We start from the raw sequence: 14,676 nt of genomic DNA, 5'->3' as shown, positions 1-14,676 counted from the left end.
AAGGGACACGGAGGAGGAGCCATGGACACGACGGCCGTCATCAGGCGCGGGGTGCCCCGGGGCGCCGAGGAGCGGGTGGCCGAGCTGTACTGGGAGGCCTTCGGCCGCAAACTCGGAGCCGCCCTGGGACCGGCCGGGCGCGGCCGCGCCTTCCTCGCCCGCCACCTCCACCACGACCGCGCGGTCGTCGCGCTCGCCCCCGGCGGCGAACACGTCGTGGGCGTGGCCGGCCACCGGCTCGGCGGGCGCGGCCTGACCGGCGGCGGCGCGCGCGACGTGCTCGCCGCCTACGGACCGTTCCGCGGCCTGCCGCGACTCGCGGTGCTGGCCCTCCTCGAACGCGCCCCGGCCCCCGGGGAACTCGTCATGGACGGCATCGCCGTCGACCCCGCCCACCGCGGCGCGGGCATCGGCGGCCTCCTCCTGACGGAGACCGCCGCCGTCGCCGCCGAGCACGGCCTCTCGCGGATCCGCCTGGACGTCGTCGACGTCAACCCGCGCGCCCGCGCCCTGTACGAGCGGCACGGCTTCACCGCCGTGCGCACCGAACGGACCCCGTACCTCCGCGGCCCGATGGGCTTCGGCGCCGTGACGACGATGCATCGCGCCGTCCCGGACCGCCCGGACGGCGGCGCACCCGGCGACACCCTGGAGCGACGGCGATGACCAGCAGGCCCGAGGGCGTCCCCGGGACGGAACCCGGCACGACCGGGATCGGCACCCGGACCCTGGTGTTCGCCCTCGTCCGCGAGGACGGCACCGTCGACGCCGGTGAGCTGTACGCCGTCGCCGGAGCCCTCGGCATGACCGACCAGCAGGTCCGGCTCTGCCTCAAACGGCTCGTCGCCGAGGGCCGGTTCGCCCAGGAGGGACGGGGGCGCAAAGCGGTGCTGCGCGCCACCGCCGACGCGACCGGCGCCGTCGCGCCGGACGTGGAGTACGTCCGCCACGCCTACCGGCAGGACCAGGGGCTCGCCCCCTGGGACGGGACCTGGCACCTGTTCGCCTTCGCGATCCCCGAGACCGCGCGGCAGGCCCGCGACGCCCTGCGCGACACCCTCCTCCACCTCGGCGCGGCCCCCCTCCAGGGCGGCCTCTACGTCAGCGCCAACCCCATCGGCGAGATCGTCGGGGCCCACGCCCGCCACCTGGACGTCCTGCCCTCCCTCACCCGCCTCACCAGCCGTGACCTGCGGGTCGGGGACGAGACCGCCCCGGACCGGCTGGCCGCCCTGCTCTGGCCGCTCCGGCGGATCGCGGACCGCCACGAGGCGCTCGCCGCCCTCGCCACGGACCGCCTGGCCCGGCTGTCCGGCGCGGACCGCCCCACGGACACCGAGCGCCTGACGTACGCGATCGAGCTGGCGGCGGCCTTCACCGCCGCCATGGAACCCGACCCGCTGCTGCCCCCCGAACTGCTCCCCCGGCCCTGGCCCGGCACCCGCGCCCGCGCCCTGGCCGCGCGGTGCTGGCGGGCCCTCGACGCCGGGGGCGACCGGGACCCCCACCGGCTGCGCCTGTTCCGCCTCTACGACGGCGCCCTCCGGTCCGGGCCTCCCCCCGCCCCTCCGGCACCCCCCGGGCCGCCCGGCCCGGGCTGACGCGGACACCGGCACCGGCACCGGCACCGGCACGGCCGGGAACTCCTCCGGCCGCCGGACCGCATCCCTCCGGCCGGGCGGCCCGGGCGGGGGGGGAAGGCCTTCGCCCGCATCCCGCACACCCGCCGCCTCCCCTCCGGCCGGGCGGCCCGGGAGAGGTGTCCGGCCTCACCCGTCCCGTCGCTCCGCGCGGGGCCCGGCCCCCGTCGTCGTGGAGGACCGCGAGTGGGCACGGGATCGGCCCAGGGCGAGCCGGCGGATGCCGAGCCGTTCGGCCCGCGCGGCCTCCGCTTCGTCCAGGGGCTCCCGCCCGGTGGCCTTGCGCAGGAGGCGGGGCCGGCTCCACCCCAGCTCGCCGGCCGCCGTGGCGTGCTCCGGGCCGAGCAGCAGTTCCGCCACGGCGTCGCCCGCCGGCGGGGTGAGCCAGGGCTCGCGGCCGAGCGCGTCGGCCAGGTCGAGACCGTGGACGGCGACCTCCACGACGCGGGTGAGGAGGAACTCCGACAGGAGCATGGCGTCGCCGTGGCGCGTCCGCACGGTCCGGCCGTCCGGCTGGGCCCGGCACAGCCGGTCGACCCGCCGCCAGGTCGCCGCGAAGTCCCCGGCGACGGCGGCACCGTCGGCCGGCTCCGCCGCGCGGTCCCGGGCCAGGGCGATCCGTTCGCCGTCGGCCCGCGGTGAGAAGCGGTCGTCCGGACGGTAGTACTCCCCCGCGGAGACCTCCGCCCCGCCGGGCGCCGGTGCGGCCAGCATGTCCGGAAGCCAGTCGATCACCACGCACACGTGCCCGAGCAGATCGCGCACGGTCCAGGGAGCGCAGCGCGTCGGGAGGTTCCGCTCCGCCTCGGAGAGTCCGGCCACGGCATCGGTGAGGGCCTCGCACTCCCGCCGGAACGCTTCGCGCACCCGCTCGTCGTTCATGCCGCTCCCTCTCCCGTGCGCCGGCCGCCCCGTGTCCGCGCGCCGATCCGCGTCCACGCGCCGTCCCGTATCCACGTGCCGATCGGTGTCCTTTCGCCGTCCCTCACCCACGTGCCGTCCCTCACCCACGTGCCGATCCGCGTCCACGCGCCGCCCCGCGCCCGCTCCCCGTCCCGCGTCACTCGTCGTTCCCCGTCCGTCCGGCATGGCACCGCTCCTGTTCCTCCCGGCCGCACGGCCGCGCCCGGAGCGCGGCCGTGGCGGGCAACGGCTTCTCGTGTCCCGCTTCCCCGTCACGTCCCTCGCACCCCCGCCTCCTCGCCGTCTTCCCCGCCCCCTCCTCCCGTCCCGGGCGTGCGGTAGGTTCCCCGCCATGACCGCTCCCGGAGCCTTCGCCCGGCCGCCCGCGCCGATGGCGACCGAACGGCTCGTGCTCCGCGCGTCCGAGGGCCGGGACCGCGCGGCGTTCGTCGAGCTGTTCGCCTCGCCGGAGGTGGGTGCCCACATCGGCGGCGCCCGGCCCCGCGACGCACTCGAACGCGCGCTGCCCGACGTGCCCGGCCGTCGCCCCGGCTGCTTCGTGGTCGACCGCGACGGAACGATGATCGGCCTCGTCACGCTGGACCCGCGCGGCGCCGAGCGCCGCGGGCACGTCCGCCCCGAGGCCGGGGAGGCCGAACTCGGTTACCTGCTCCTGCCGGAGGCGTGGGGGCACGGATACGCCTTCGAGGCGTGCGCGGCGGTGCTCGACCGGTTCTCCGGCGCGCGTCCCGGTGAGCCCGTGGTGCTCTCCACCCGGGTCGCCAACGTCCGTGCGATGCGCCTCGCGGCGAGGCTGGGCTTCACCGAGGTCGAGCGGTTCGAGGAGTACGGCGCCGAGCAGTGGTTCGGCGTGCGCCACCCGGCCGCTCCGGTGACCCCCCGCTGAACCCGGGGGCGGACGGCCGGACGGCCGGAGGGGGCCCCGCCCGTTTCGGGCCGTCGCGCCCCACTGGGCCGGAGGCGCGGTCAACCCGTGTACGGGCCGAACGAATTCGGCGCGTTCGCGTCCTGGCAGGGCAGCGGAGAGAGGGGGCCCGCGGTTCGCCGGCGGGTCGTCCGGCACGACGCCGCCGGGAGACAGGTCCGCGGCGGCGGGCGCGGTGACCTCCTCCGCCGGCGTCACGCGGCCCGGCCCCTTCCGGACCCGCCCGTGACCGCCGCGTCCGGCTCCGGCGGTGATGTCCGGAAACCGTACCCTCCGGAAACGGCAATGCCGAGAAGTCGCCAGCGGCGGGGCCGCCGGTCCTGATGCAATACCGCGCATGACCACACAGCACGACAGCGCAGAGCTGTTCCACGCCCTTCACGACCCCGCCGCCCCCCTGGCACTGGCCAACGCCTGGGACGCCGCGAGCGCCCGGCTGATCGAGGGCACCGGGGCCCGCGCGATCGCCACCACCAGCGCCGGCGTCGCCTGGGGGCTGGGGGCGGCGGACGGCAACCGGCTCGACCGGGACCAGGCCGTCGCCCTGATCGCCCGGGTGGTGGACGCGGTGTCCGTCCCGGTCACCGCGGACATCGAGAGCGGGTTCGGCGCCACCCCGGACGAGGTCGCGGAGACCGTCGCCCGGGTCGTCGCCGCCGGGGCCGTCGGCATCAACATCGAGGACGGGCACCCGGACGGCGGCTCCGTGCTGCGTCCGTCCGCCGAACAGTGCGCGCGCGTCGCCGCCGCCCGCGCGGCGGCGGAGGCGGCGGGCGTCCGGCTCTACATCAACGCCCGGGTGGACACGTACCTCCTCGGCGCCGGCCCGGAGGAGACCCGCCTGCGGGAGACCCTGGACCGCGCCCGCGCCGTCCTCGGCGCCGGCGCCAGCGGCGTCTTCGTCCCCGGCGTCACCGACCCCGACACGGTGGCCGCCCTCACCGCGGGCATCCCGGCCCCGGTGAACATCCTGGCGGGCCCGGGCGCCCCGACCGTGGCCGAGCTGTCGAAGCTGGGCGTCGCCCGGGTCAGCCTCGGCTCCTCGGTCGCCCAGGCGGCGTACGCGACGGCCCGCCGGGCGGCGGCGGAGCTGGCCGCCACCGGCACCTACACGTCCCTCGCGGACGCCGTCGACTACGGCGAGATCAACGCCCTGATGGGGGAGCGGAGTTAGCGTCGCCTCCGGTTCCGGGAGGCGACGGGCCCCGCGCCCCGCCTCCCGGGACCCGCGTACGCCGGGCCGTTCGCGGACGGCACCCGGGACGTCCCGCCGGTCGCGGGTCCCGTTCCGCCCCGGTCCCGCGTCCCTCCCGGTCCCGCGTCCCACCCGACCCCGCGTCCCGCCCAGTCCCGTTCAGCCCAGTCCCGTTCAGCCCGCCGCCCTCGTGACGAGCGCGGCGATCCTCTCCTCGACGGCGGGGGTCAGGTCCGTCAGGGCGAAGGCGGTCGGCCACATGTCGCCGTCGTCGAGGGCCGCCGCGTCGTTGAAGCCGAGCGTGGCGTACCGCGCCTTGAACTTGTACGCGCCCTGGAAGAAGCAGACGACCTTGCCGCCCCTGGCGTACGCCGGCATCCCGTACCAGAGCTTCGGCGCCAGCTCCGGGGCGTTCGCGCGGACGACGGCGTGGACCCGCTCGGCGAGGGCACGGTCCGCCTCCGGCATCCCGGCGATCTTCGCGAGGACGTCGGCCTCCCCGTCGGCCCCGGCGCGCGGGCCCCGGCGCGCGGCCGCCCTCAGCTCCCCGGCGCGCTCCTTCATCGCGTCGCGCTCTTCACCGGTGAAGCCGTCGTGGCCCTCCTCCCGGCCGGACGTCCCGGTCGCGCCGGTGGTCGTAGCGGTCCTGGCGGTCCTGGCGGTCCTGGCGGTCATCGTCTTCTCCTCTTCCACGGTGTTCCGTCGGTGTGTTCCGGTGCCGGGGACCCGCCCTCGCGGGTGCTTCCCGGGGGCCGGCCCGGCTCCCGGCCACAGGCCCCCGTCACGCGCCCCGCTCTCCGGGGAGGCGGCACGCGGCCGCCCGGTGGTAGGCGCCGGGCGGTGTGCCGACCAGTTCGGCGAAGCGGGCGCGGAAGGCGGACGGCGTCGGGAAGCCGACCAGACCGGCCAGTTCGGCCTCGCCCGGGTCGCCGTGGTGCAGCAGCGTCCTCGCGCGTTCGACGCGCCGCGCCGTCAGGTAGACGTGCGGCGGGGCGCCGTACGCGAGCCGGAACGCACGGCCGAGGCGTCCGGGCTCCATGCCCGCGCCGCGGGCCAGCTCTCCGACGTCCGGCGGTCGCGCGTACTCCCGGTCGAGCCGGTCGCGGACGCGGCGCAGGCGGACGAGGTCGTCCAGGTGCCGCGCCTCGGCGCGGGCGCGTGCCCAGGCGGGGTGACACATGACGGGCTCCTCCCGGCCGTGCGGGTCAGCGGAGTTCCTGGACGCGGATCAGGTTGCCCGCCGGGTCGCGGAAGGCACAGTCGCGGATGCCGTACGGCTGCTCCGTCGGCTCCTGGACGACCTCGGCCCCGGCGGCCCGCACCTTCTCGAAGGTGGCGTCGAGGTCGGGGGTGGCCAGCAGGATCCAGCCGTACGTGCCCTTGGCCATCATCTCGGTGATGGTGCGGCGCTCGTCCTCGGTGATGCCGGGGTCCATGGCGGGCGGCGCGAGCAGGATCGACGTGCCGGGCTGCCCGGCCGGTCCGACCGTGATCCAGCGCGTCCTCCCCTGGCCGACGTCACCGCGGACCTCGAAGCCGAGGATGTCGCGGTAGAAGGCCAGGGAGGCGTCCGGGTCGTCGTGCGGGAGGGCGGTGGTGTGAATGGTGAGGTCCATGCACAGCACGCTAGACGGGTGCCGGGGTCCCGCGCTTCTCCGATCCTGACCGGTTCCGGGCCGCCCGGGAAGGGCACGGGTCCCGGCGGTCCGGCCCGCTCAGTGGTGGAAGCCGGTGCGGTCCTCGTCCGCCGGCCGGCCCCGCGTCAGGCGCTCCAGGGAGTGGCGCACGTCCCGGGCCAGCAGGTCCACTTCGTCCCGGCCGATGCCGTGCCGGATCAGGACCCGCTGGACGACGGTCTCGTGCCGGTCGGCGGGCAGCGGGTAGGACGGCACCTGCCAGCCGCGCATCCGGAGCTGGTCGGAGAGGTCGTACAGGCTGAAGCCCGCGCCCGCCGGGTCGGTGAGGGTGTACGAGACGGCGGGCAGCGCGCCGTTCCCGTCGTGGAGCAGGGTGAAGGGGCCCATCTCCGCGATCCGGCCGGCCAGGTACCGGGCGGTGTCCGCGCAGGCCTCCTGGACGAGCCGGTACCCGGTGCGGCCCAGGCGCAGGAAGTTGTAGTACTGGGCGACGATCTCGCCGCCGGGGCGGGAGAAGTTGAGGGCGAAGGTCGGGAGGTCGCCGCCGAGGTAGTCGACGTCGAACACCAGGTCCTTCGGCAGCAGGTCCCGGGTGCGCCAGACCGCCCAGCCGACGCCGAGGGGCGCGAGGCCGTACTTGTGGCCGGAGGCGTTGATGGAGGAGACCCGTTCGAGGCGGAAGTCCCAGACGAGGTCCCGGTGGAGGAAGGGCGCGACGAAGCCGCCGCTCGCGGCGTCGACGTGGAGGGGGACGTCGATGCCGGTCTCCCGCTCGATGCGGTCGAGTTCGGCGGCGATCTCCGCGACCGGCTCGTAGGCGCAGGTGAAGGTGACGCCGAGGATGGCGACGACGCCGATGGTGTTCTCGTCGACGTACGCGCGCAGCTGGTGGGGCCGCAGGCCGGTCGCCCCCTCCTCCAGGGGGACCTGGCGCAGTTCGACGTCGAAGTAGCGGGCGAACTTCTCCCAGCAGACCTGTACGGGTCCCGCGACGATGTTGGGCCGGTCGGCGGGCCTGCCCCCGGCCCGGCGGCGCTCGCGCCACCGCCACTTCAGCGCCAGGCCGCCCAGCATGGCGGCCTCGCTGGAGCCGGTGGTGGAGCAGCCCATGGCGCCGCCGTCCCCCGCCACCGGGGCGTTCCACAGATCGGCCAGGATGTTCACGCACCGCGCCTCGATCTCGGCGGTCTGCGGGTACTCGTCCTTGTCGACCATGTTCTTGTCGAGGCACTCGTCCATCAGCCGGCGGACCTCGTCGTCCGACCAGGTCGTGCAGAACGTCGCCAGGTTCTGCGCCGCGTTCCCGTCGAGCAGCAGCTCGTTGTGGAGCATCGCGTAGACGACCTCGGGGAGGGAGGGCTCCTCGGGCATGCGGTACTTCGGCAGGACCCGCTCACTGAGCGGCGAGGCGAACACGTCCGTCGCCCTGTCGCCCGCCGGGGGCCTCATCTCGTGGAGCGCCACGGTCTCCCCTTCGCTCGCCGACACCGGCCCGTCCGGCGCGGACGGCCGTCCCCCCATCAACCCACGGGGGCGGGGGCCGTGCCCGGCGGCGGAGGCGGCGGTTGACCCGGGCGGGTGAGGAGGGGCGGGGCGGAGGTCACGGGCCGGGGACCGGACGGGTGAGGAGGGGCGGGGCGGAGGCGGCGGTCGGCCCGAGCGGGTGAGGAGGGGCGGGGCGGAGGTCGCGGGCCGCCGACCGGGGCCCGGCGGCGGGCCCGGGGCCGGGCCCGTTCGCCGCCTTGACGGTCCTCGCGCCTCCGACCTGCGGTTCCGTACGGCGGCCGGGCCGGGGGTTCGCCCGTTGGAGGGGTGCGGGAGCGTCCTCTCGCGTCGCGCGCGCCCCCTCCACCCGGCCCCGCCCGGCGGCCCGTCGCCTGCCTGACCTGCGAGGACCCTCCGCCGCACGAGGATGATCCCGGCTGATCGGGCGGATACCGGCACGACGGGACAACCAGTACGTTCCGGCGGAACCGGATCACGGCGGAGCCGGGGACGGGCCCCGGCTCCCCCCGGCCCCGGCCGGCCCCGAACCGACCACCGAAAGGCGACCCCGTATGACCCTGACGACCCCCACGAGCGGCAGGAACGACACCGGCGGCGCGAACGGCACCGGCCCCGGAGCGGTGCGGGCGGGCGCCGACGGCCCCGCCGGCGGCCACGGCCCCCACAACCCTCACGGCCCCCACGACCGCCACGTCCCCCAGGGCGACCTCGCCGACGGCCACGGCTCCCCCGCCCCCCACGGCGACCCAGCCGACCCCGCCGACAGCTACGGCTCCTACGACGACCTCGCCGACGGTTACGCCTCCTACGACGACCTCCCCGAGCGCCTCATCGGCTACCCGGCCGTCTTCCACGCCCTCGGCATCGGCTCCTCCGCCGTCCGCACGGTCCTGGACCACGGCTGCGGGCCGGGCAGGGTCGCCGCCCGCGTCGTCGCGGCCTCGGACGCGCGCGTCGTGGCCGCCGACGTCTCGCCCCGCATGCTGGCCCTCGCCCGCGAGCGGTACCCGCACCCCCGGATCGACCTCCGCCTGATCGACGACGGCCGGCTGGCGTTCCTGGACGACGGCTCCGTGGACGCCGCCATGTCCTGCTTCGTCTTCGTCACCGCCGGCGGGACCGGGACCCTGCACGAGATGGCCGCCGAGGTCCACCGCGTCCTGCGTCCCGGCGGCCGGTACGCCGTCCTGGACGTCAACCCGCGCAGCACCGGCGTCCGCTTCTCCACCTTCCGCACCGGCGAACCCGGCCGCGTGTACACCAAGGGCGAGCGCCGGCGGACCCTGCTCGACCGGCCGGGCGGCGGCGCCCCGCTGGAGCTGTCCGACCACCACTGGCCGTGCCAGACCTACCTGGACGTCCTGGGCAAGGCCGGTTTCACCGATCTCGACGTCCACGAGCCGGTGCTCCCCCGCCACTCCGCCCTGCTGGGGAACGATCCGGCGGAGGCGGACCGTCCGCCGTTCCTCGTCGTCTCGGGAACGAAGCGGTGACCTGGCGACGCACCGGGCTGCGGACCGGGCCGCGTACCGGGCTGCGGACCGGGCTGCGGACCGGCGGGCGGTGGACCGAATGGCGGACCGGGCCGAAAAAATCTGTTTCCGCGACGTAAGAATTCGGCACCACGCGCCGTGAGGATTTCTCACCGGTCCACGCGGAAAGGATCGCCCACCCCACAATGCGCTCCCCACCGTGCTACTGTCGATAGAAGTTGCAGTTGTGGTTCCCAAAGCTTGAGCATTTCCGGTCTTTTCCGGTTGGGGCAATCATCGCGGCGACACGGAGTCCACACGGTGTGGGCTCCGAGCACTGCCCCGAAGGAGAATTGACATGGCATCTGGCACCGTGAAGTGGTTCAACGCGGAAAAGGGCTTCGGCTTCATCGAGCAGGACGGTGGCGGCCCCGACGTGTTCGCCCACTACTCGAACATCGCCTCGCAGGGCTTCCGTGAGCTCCAGGAAGGCCAGAAGGTGAACTTCGACATCGCGCAGGGCCAGAAGGGCCCGACGGCCGAGAACATCGTCTCCGCCTGAACATCGACGCCGAGCTCTGACGCCGACACCGGCACGGAGCGCTGACGCGTAGGACGAGCCGGGACCCGCACCTTGGGGTGCGGGGCCCGGCTCGTTGCACATTTCGATCATGCGTATGAACGCATGTTTCGGCGTTCGACCCGTAGCAGGAACCGCCGGTCGGCCGCACTCCCACTTTCGGTTCGGCTTGTCTCGCAATTATCCGTGCTGCACTTCTGCTGCGGGAATTCCTTGATATGCGCCGCATCGAGGAAGGTTCGCCGTGAACCGTACGCACACGCACACCCGCTCCGCCCGCACGCAGCCCCGCGGCCGCACCCGCCCCCAGGGCGGAGGCCGCGCCCCCTCGGGCCCGCCCGCCGAGTTCGCCCTCCCCCGGACGGTCACCCCCGCGCTGCCGGCCGTCGAGACGTTCGCCGCGCTCGACCTGCCCGCCCCGCTGCTCTCCGCGCTCACCGCCGAGGGCATGACGGTGCCGTTCCCCATCCAGGGCGCGACCCTGCCGAACACCCTCGCGGGCCGTGACGCCCTGGGACGCGGCCGGACCGGTTCCGGCAAGACCCTGGCCTTCGGCCTCGCGCTGCTCGCCCGGACCGCCGGGAAGCGCGCCGAGCCCCGCCAGCCGCTCGCCCTGGTCCTCGTGCCCACCCGCGAGCTGGCCCAGCAGGTGACCGACGCCCTCACCCCGTACGCCCGCTCGCTCAGGCTCCGGACGACCACCGTCGTCGGCGGGGTGTCGATCGGGCGCCAGACGCACGCGCTCCGCGCCGGTGCCGAGGTCGTCGTCGCCACCCCCGGCCGTCTGAAGGACCTCATCGACCGCGGCGACTGCGTCCTCGACCGCGTCGAGATCACCGTCCTGGACGAGGCCGACCAGATGGCCGACATGGGCTTCATGCCGCAGGTCACCGCGCTGCTCGACCAGGTGCGGCCGGAGGGGCAGCGGATGCTGTTCTCCGCCACCCTGGACCGCAACGTCGACCTGCTGGTGCGCCGCTACCTGACCGACCCGGTCGTCCACTCGGTCGACCCGTCCGCCGGCGCGGTCACGACGATGGAGCACCACGTGCTGCACGTCCACGGCTCCGACAAGCAGGCCACCACGACGGAGATCGCCGCCCGCGACGGGCGCGTGATCATGTTCCTCGACACCAAGCACGACGTCGACCGGCTGACCCGGGACCTCCTCCTGAGCGGGGTGCGGGCCGCCGCGCTGCACGGCGGGAAGTCGCAGTCGCAGCGCACCCGCACCCTGGCGCAGTTCAAGACCGGGCACGTCTCCGTGCTCGTCGCCACGAACGTCGCCGCCCGCGGCATCCACGTCGACAACCTCGACCTCGTCGTCAACGTGGACCCGCCCGCCGACCACAAGGACTACCTGCACCGCGGCGGCCGCACCGCTCGCGCGGGCGAGTCCGGCAGCGTCGTCACCCTGGTCACCCCGGGCCAGCGCCGCGGCATGGTCCGCCTCATGGCGGACGCGGGCATCCGGCCCCACGTCACCCAGGTCCGCTCCGGCGAGCCCGAGCTGCACCGCATCACCGGCGCGCAGGCCCCGTCCGGCGTCCCCGTCGTCATCACGGCCCCGGCGGCGGAACGGCGCCGCGACGGCGCCACCGGCCGCCCCCGGCGGAGCCGGCCCCGCCGGGCCCCCCGCCGCGCCGCCGCCTAGGCCGTCTCCGCGCGGGGCCGGGTGCCCGTCCGCCCCGGCTCCGCGCGACGGCCGGGGCACGTCCCGGGCCGGTCGCGCGTCCCGGTACGGCGCACCCCACTTCTCCGCAGGAGGCACCCCGTGACACCGCTCCCCACGCAGCCCCGCCGCGTCTCCCCCGACGAGGCGGCCACGCAGGCCTCCGACCACATGACCGTCGAGGTGGCCCTGTCCGTCATGGCGGGTGCCCGCACCGGGCGGCTGCTCGTCTGCGACGTCGACGGCGAGTCCACCGGCCTGGTCACCCGGGCCCAGCTCGCCGCCGTCCGCGACGGCTCCTCGTACACGGACCGGCTCCGGCTGCGGGACGTCGTCGTCGCGCCGGCCCGCTGAGCGTCCGCCCGGACGTCCTTCCCCGGACGCCGCCGGGCACCCGCTCCTCCGCACCTCCTCCGGTCCGTACGCCCCCCCGGCGCCCGGGCCGGTTCCCGCCCCCGCTCCCCGCTACCCCCTGAGAGGCATCATGCGCTGTGTCATCGCCCGTTTCCCCTTCGACCTGACGAAGAGCGGCGTGCTGGATTCGATGAAGGGCGTCAAGCCCGAGCCGGGCACCGGCGAGTTCGTCACCATCGGCCGCCGCCAGTACCCCGTGAAGCAGGTCGGTGAGGTCGTCACCCGCCAGGACCGGCGCGACTTCAGCGCGGGCGAGGTCGTGCGCGCCATGACCCGCCTCGGCTTCACCTGCGGCACGTTCCCCGTGGAGACCGCCGAGACCGTCTGACCGCCACCGGCGGACGGAACGACGACAGGGCCCGACCGGCACGCCGGTCGGGCCCTCGTCGTCGGGTCAGTGGTCGGAGTAGCTGATGTCGCCCACCGTCCAGGCGCTGACATCCGCGATCGCGACGCGGTACATGCCGCCGGTCTCGGGGATGCCCACCGTGCCCTGGAGAATCCGGGCGAGGTGGAAGTGGAGGTGCGTGGGGGGCTCCTCCTTCGGTTCGACGGGGCTGAAGACCTTGGAGAACTCGCCCAGCCGGGCGGAGTCCGTCAGGACCTCCGACACCCGTTCTCTCCACAGGGCCTCCGGGGCCAGCCGCCCGGTGATGACCACGCCCCCCGCGACCACGGTCAGGGACATCTGGTTGCTCTGTCCGGACTCCACCGTGGCGGCAATGTCAACGAGCAGTTCGTCAGGCTTCGACATGAGAGCCGATTCTAGGCGGCGCGCCCTCCGGTGGTTGAATTTGCCCCGGGGCCCCGGTGCCGCGCGGCACCGGGGCCCCGAAGCGTTCCCTGGAAGAGGTGCAGATGACAGCGGACAATCCGCTCGGCGGCCGACTCGACGACGACGACTACCCGGCCTACACGATGGGCAGGGCCGCAGAGATGCTCGGCACGACCCCGGGCTTCCTCCGCGCCATCGGTGAGGCCCGCCTGATCACCCCGCTGCGTTCCGAGGGCGGCCACCGGCGCTACTCCCGCTACCAGCTGCGGGTGGCGGCCCGCGCCCGGGAACTCGTGGACCAGGGCACTCCGGTCGAGGCGGCCTGCCGCATCGTCATCCTGGAGGACCAGCTGGAGGAGGCCCAGCGCATCAACGCCGAGTACCGGCGGGCGGCGGAGCGGACGGGGGCGGAGACGCCCTCGGAGGCGGGCCGGGCCGGGCGGGCGGAACCGGCCGGGGGCGGGGAACCGGGTCAGGAACCGGGGCAGGAGCCGGGCCGGGCGGCGGGCTGAGCCGGGCGCCGTACGGGCGACGGGAATCCGCACGGCGGGGCACGGCGCGGCCGGCCGCCGCTCCACGGGCCCCGCGCGGGCCCTTCGCGGGCCGTCGCACGGCGTCCCGGCGCCCCCGGCACGGACCCGGCCGCACGGCACGGGAACCCCGGACTCTCCGGTGCCTCCCGGGGCGGTGGCGAAGACCGGGGGCCGGAAACGGCCCGCCGGGCGCCCCACCGGAGTAAGCTGGCGGTTACCGGGAGTATCCCGTACATCCGCTTCCACGCGGACGTCGTTTCCGGCGATCAATACGCTGGGCCGCTCCCCGCGGGCGGCCCGGGGACAGGTCCGTGCCATGTCCGCGACCATCGACCGGAGCGCCGTCCGCGCGCCCGTCGCCCCCCTTCCGGCCCGCTTGGCGCTCACGCCCGCGAGCCCGCTCCCCGGCCGTCTGGACGGAGCCTGGTGGCCCCGCTCGCGCGATCTGGCGGCCGAACTCCCGGCGCTGGTGGACGCCCTCCGGGAACGCTGGGGCCGCGTCACCCGCGTCGCGGTGCACCCCGCCCACTGGACCGTCGTCCCGCACAAGGTCCCCGTTCCCGGGCACACCGTGCACGCGGGCTGGTTCACGGAGCAGGACCCCGACAAGATCATCCTGCTCTCGTACGCGGTCGCCCGCTGCGACCTGCTCGTGATCCCGCCCGGCACCGATCCCGTCGCCGCGGCCCGGCTGATGGCCGCCGCCTCGGTGCCCGGCGGGCACAGCACCGCGGGAACGCTGCTGTCCGACGAGGCCGCGACCGGCCGCCGCCTCCGGGACGACCGGCGCGGCGAGCGGTCCCGGGAGGACGACGGCGGGGCGGCCCCCCGGTCCGCGCCGCTCCCGGCCACACTGCCCCCGCCCGCGCCGCTGCCGGCCGTCGGGGGACGGACGGCCCCCCTGCCCGGCGGTTTCCCGGGGTGAGGCCGCGGAGGGCGTAGCCCCGTCACGGCGACCGCCCTTCCGCACGAGGAAGACCGAGGCGGCGAACGACGCGTCACCCCCGTCACGGCGACCGCACTCCGGCCGTCCCCGCTCCGGGCCCTACCCCAGGCTCGTGCGCGCCAGCTCCAGGAACTCCTCCTCCGAGAGGCCCAGGGCGCGGGCGTCCGCCGCCGCCTCGCGGAGCCGGGAGACGAGGCGGGCCCGGCCGGGGGCGCCCGCGCCGGGGACGACGACGGCGCCCCGGCCCCGGCGGAGTTCGATCAGGCCCTCCTCGCGGAGCCGCTGGTAGCCGCGGAGGACGGTGTGCACGTTGACGCCGAGGGAGTCGGCGACCTCCCGGGCGGCGGGCAGGCGTTCGCCCGGTGCGGCCGAGCCGTCCGCGAGCGCCCTCCGGACGCAGGCGGCGATCTGGTCACCGAGGGGCACGGCGGAGGCCGGGTCGACACGGAAGAGCACG

At 75.8% G+C, this 14,676-nt stretch carries 17 protein-coding genes and 1 pseudogene; 11 read left to right on the top strand and 7 right to left on the bottom strand.

Features of this window, described 5'->3' with window-relative positions; translation table 11 throughout:
- Positions 1-21: 21 nt before the first annotated feature.
- Together ACZ3IL_RS10930 and ACZ3IL_RS10925 are read left to right on the top strand one after the other, a co-directional pair.
- A complete protein-coding gene (locus tag ACZ3IL_RS10930) occupies positions 22-666 on the top strand; it encodes a GNAT family N-acetyltransferase (RefSeq protein WP_467388790.1) in 645 nt (214 codons plus the stop codon).
- On the top strand, positions 663-1,601 hold the full coding sequence (locus tag ACZ3IL_RS10925; RefSeq protein ID WP_467388788.1) for a PaaX family transcriptional regulator C-terminal domain-containing protein: 939 nt from the start codon (positions 663-665) through the stop codon (positions 1,599-1,601). The genes ACZ3IL_RS10930 and ACZ3IL_RS10925 overlap by 4 nt, the downstream gene beginning before the upstream one ends.
- Before the next feature lie 168 nt (positions 1,602-1,769).
- Here the strand turns inward: ACZ3IL_RS10925 and ACZ3IL_RS10920 are convergent, their stop codons facing one another.
- Positions 1,770-2,522 (bottom strand): maleylpyruvate isomerase family mycothiol-dependent enzyme, encoded by a 753-nt coding sequence (locus ACZ3IL_RS10920; protein ID WP_467388786.1) that lies wholly within the window; start codon positions 2,520-2,522, stop codon positions 1,770-1,772.
- 373 nt (positions 2,523-2,895) lie between these two features.
- Between ACZ3IL_RS10920 and ACZ3IL_RS10915 the strand changes: the two genes are divergently transcribed.
- Both ACZ3IL_RS10915 and ACZ3IL_RS10910 read left to right on the top strand, forming a co-directional pair.
- A complete protein-coding gene (locus ACZ3IL_RS10915; RefSeq protein ID WP_467388784.1) occupies positions 2,896-3,450 on the top strand; it encodes a GNAT family N-acetyltransferase in 555 nt (184 codons plus the stop codon).
- Positions 3,451-3,826: 376 nt separating this feature from the next.
- Positions 3,827-4,663 (top strand): isocitrate lyase/PEP mutase family protein, encoded by an 837-nt coding sequence (locus ACZ3IL_RS10910; protein WP_467388782.1) that lies wholly within the window; start codon positions 3,827-3,829, stop codon positions 4,661-4,663.
- A 195-nt stretch (positions 4,664-4,858) separates the two neighbouring features.
- Here ACZ3IL_RS10910 and ACZ3IL_RS10905 read toward each other — a convergent pair whose 3' ends face one another.
- The 4 genes from ACZ3IL_RS10905 to ACZ3IL_RS10890 all read right to left on the bottom strand — a co-directional run bounded on the left by ACZ3IL_RS10905 (position 4,859) and on the right by ACZ3IL_RS10890 (position 7,785).
- Positions 4,859-5,359 carry an iron chaperone gene (locus ACZ3IL_RS10905; protein WP_467388780.1) on the bottom strand — a complete coding sequence of 167 codons (501 nt, stop codon included), beginning with the start codon at positions 5,357-5,359 and terminating at the stop codon, positions 4,859-4,861.
- Positions 5,360-5,465: 106 nt separating this feature from the next.
- The gene (locus ACZ3IL_RS10900; protein ID WP_467388778.1) at positions 5,466-5,864 is read right to left on the bottom strand and encodes a helix-turn-helix transcriptional regulator; all 399 of its coding nucleotides are present in this window, start codon (positions 5,862-5,864) and stop codon (positions 5,466-5,468) included.
- A gap of 25 nt (positions 5,865-5,889) precedes the next feature.
- On the bottom strand, positions 5,890-6,300 hold the full coding sequence (locus tag ACZ3IL_RS10895; RefSeq protein WP_467388776.1) for a VOC family protein: 411 nt from the start codon (positions 6,298-6,300) through the stop codon (positions 5,890-5,892).
- Between the two features lie 99 nt (positions 6,301-6,399).
- Entirely contained in the window at positions 6,400-7,785 is a 1,386-nt protein-coding gene (locus tag ACZ3IL_RS10890; protein ID WP_467388774.1) for a glutamate decarboxylase, read from the bottom strand.
- Positions 7,786-8,378: 593 nt separating this feature from the next.
- On the opposite strand from ACZ3IL_RS10890, the gene ACZ3IL_RS10885 reads away from it, so the two are divergent.
- The 5 genes and pseudogenes from ACZ3IL_RS10885 (at position 8,379) to ACZ3IL_RS10865 (ending at position 12,293) form a co-directional block, all read left to right on the top strand.
- Positions 8,379-9,320 (top strand): class I SAM-dependent methyltransferase, encoded by a 942-nt coding sequence (locus ACZ3IL_RS10885; protein ID WP_467388772.1) that lies wholly within the window; start codon positions 8,379-8,381, stop codon positions 9,318-9,320.
- Between the two features lie 337 nt (positions 9,321-9,657).
- Positions 9,658-9,861, top strand: coding sequence for a cold-shock protein (locus ACZ3IL_RS10880; RefSeq protein WP_030206327.1), 204 nt, complete (start codon positions 9,658-9,660; stop codon positions 9,859-9,861).
- Between the two features lie 262 nt (positions 9,862-10,123).
- Positions 10,124-11,533, top strand: a complete 1,410-nt coding sequence (locus ACZ3IL_RS10875) for a DEAD/DEAH box helicase (protein WP_467388769.1) — start codon at positions 10,124-10,126, stop codon at positions 11,531-11,533.
- Between the two features lie 189 nt (positions 11,534-11,722).
- A pseudogene (locus ACZ3IL_RS10870) lies at positions 11,723-11,887 on the top strand (CBS domain-containing protein); the annotation flags it as partial.
- A gap of 148 nt (positions 11,888-12,035) precedes the next feature.
- Positions 12,036-12,293 carry an SCO5918 family protein gene (locus ACZ3IL_RS10865; protein ID WP_388694865.1) on the top strand — a complete coding sequence of 86 codons (258 nt, stop codon included), beginning with the start codon at positions 12,036-12,038 and terminating at the stop codon, positions 12,291-12,293.
- Positions 12,294-12,359: 66 nt separating this feature from the next.
- Here ACZ3IL_RS10865 and ACZ3IL_RS10860 read toward each other — a convergent pair whose 3' ends face one another.
- Complete coding sequence (locus ACZ3IL_RS10860) at positions 12,360-12,719, bottom strand: hypothetical protein (protein WP_467388767.1); 360 nt, start codon at positions 12,717-12,719, stop codon at positions 12,360-12,362.
- Positions 12,720-12,823: 104 nt separating this feature from the next.
- On the opposite strand from ACZ3IL_RS10860, the gene ACZ3IL_RS10855 reads away from it, so the two are divergent.
- Both ACZ3IL_RS10855 and ACZ3IL_RS10850 read left to right on the top strand, forming a co-directional pair.
- A complete protein-coding gene (locus tag ACZ3IL_RS10855; protein ID WP_467388765.1) occupies positions 12,824-13,252 on the top strand; it encodes a MerR family transcriptional regulator in 429 nt (142 codons plus the stop codon).
- 337 nt (positions 13,253-13,589) lie between these two features.
- A complete protein-coding gene (locus tag ACZ3IL_RS10850) occupies positions 13,590-14,198 on the top strand; it encodes a DUF5994 family protein (protein WP_467388763.1) in 609 nt (202 codons plus the stop codon).
- A 120-nt stretch (positions 14,199-14,318) separates the two neighbouring features.
- Here the strand turns inward: ACZ3IL_RS10850 and ACZ3IL_RS10845 are convergent, their stop codons facing one another.
- A complete protein-coding gene (locus ACZ3IL_RS10845) occupies positions 14,319-14,675 on the bottom strand; it encodes a GntR family transcriptional regulator (protein WP_467388761.1) in 357 nt (118 codons plus the stop codon).
- Position 14,676 lies beyond the last annotated feature (1 nt).

The organism is Streptomyces sp. NPDC014907, from assembly GCF_055562975.1.
Note: the sequence above shows the minus strand (reverse complement) of the source record. Positions and strands in the feature narration are given on the sequence as shown.

Excerpts from the sequence above, each read along its gene's own strand:
- ACZ3IL_RS10930 (WP_467388790.1), top strand. The coding sequence starts at position 22 with ATGGACACGACGGCCGTCATCAGGCGCGGGGTGCCCCGGGGCGCCGAG.
- ACZ3IL_RS10925 (WP_467388788.1), top strand. The coding sequence starts at position 663 with ATGACCAGCAGGCCCGAGGGCGTCCCCGGGACGGAACCCGGCACGACC.
- ACZ3IL_RS10920 (WP_467388786.1), bottom strand. The coding sequence starts at position 2,522 with ATGAACGACGAGCGGGTGCGCGAAGCGTTCCGGCGGGAGTGCGAGGCC.
- ACZ3IL_RS10915 (WP_467388784.1), top strand. The coding sequence starts at position 2,896 with ATGACCGCTCCCGGAGCCTTCGCCCGGCCGCCCGCGCCGATGGCGACC.
- ACZ3IL_RS10910 (WP_467388782.1), top strand. The coding sequence starts at position 3,827 with ATGACCACACAGCACGACAGCGCAGAGCTGTTCCACGCCCTTCACGAC.
- ACZ3IL_RS10905 (WP_467388780.1), bottom strand. The coding sequence starts at position 5,359 with ATGACCGCCAGGACCGCCAGGACCGCCAGGACCGCTACGACCACCGGC.
- ACZ3IL_RS10900 (WP_467388778.1), bottom strand. The coding sequence starts at position 5,864 with ATGTGTCACCCCGCCTGGGCACGCGCCCGCGCCGAGGCGCGGCACCTG.
- ACZ3IL_RS10895 (WP_467388776.1), bottom strand. The coding sequence starts at position 6,300 with ATGGACCTCACCATTCACACCACCGCCCTCCCGCACGACGACCCGGAC.
- ACZ3IL_RS10885 (WP_467388772.1), top strand. The coding sequence starts at position 8,379 with ATGACCCTGACGACCCCCACGAGCGGCAGGAACGACACCGGCGGCGCG.
- ACZ3IL_RS10880 (WP_030206327.1), top strand. The coding sequence starts at position 9,658 with ATGGCATCTGGCACCGTGAAGTGGTTCAACGCGGAAAAGGGCTTCGGC.
- ACZ3IL_RS10865 (WP_388694865.1), top strand. The coding sequence starts at position 12,036 with ATGCGCTGTGTCATCGCCCGTTTCCCCTTCGACCTGACGAAGAGCGGC.
- ACZ3IL_RS10860 (WP_467388767.1), bottom strand. The coding sequence starts at position 12,719 with ATGTCGAAGCCTGACGAACTGCTCGTTGACATTGCCGCCACGGTGGAG.
- ACZ3IL_RS10855 (WP_467388765.1), top strand. The coding sequence starts at position 12,824 with ATGACAGCGGACAATCCGCTCGGCGGCCGACTCGACGACGACGACTAC.
- ACZ3IL_RS10850 (WP_467388763.1), top strand. The coding sequence starts at position 13,590 with ATGTCCGCGACCATCGACCGGAGCGCCGTCCGCGCGCCCGTCGCCCCC.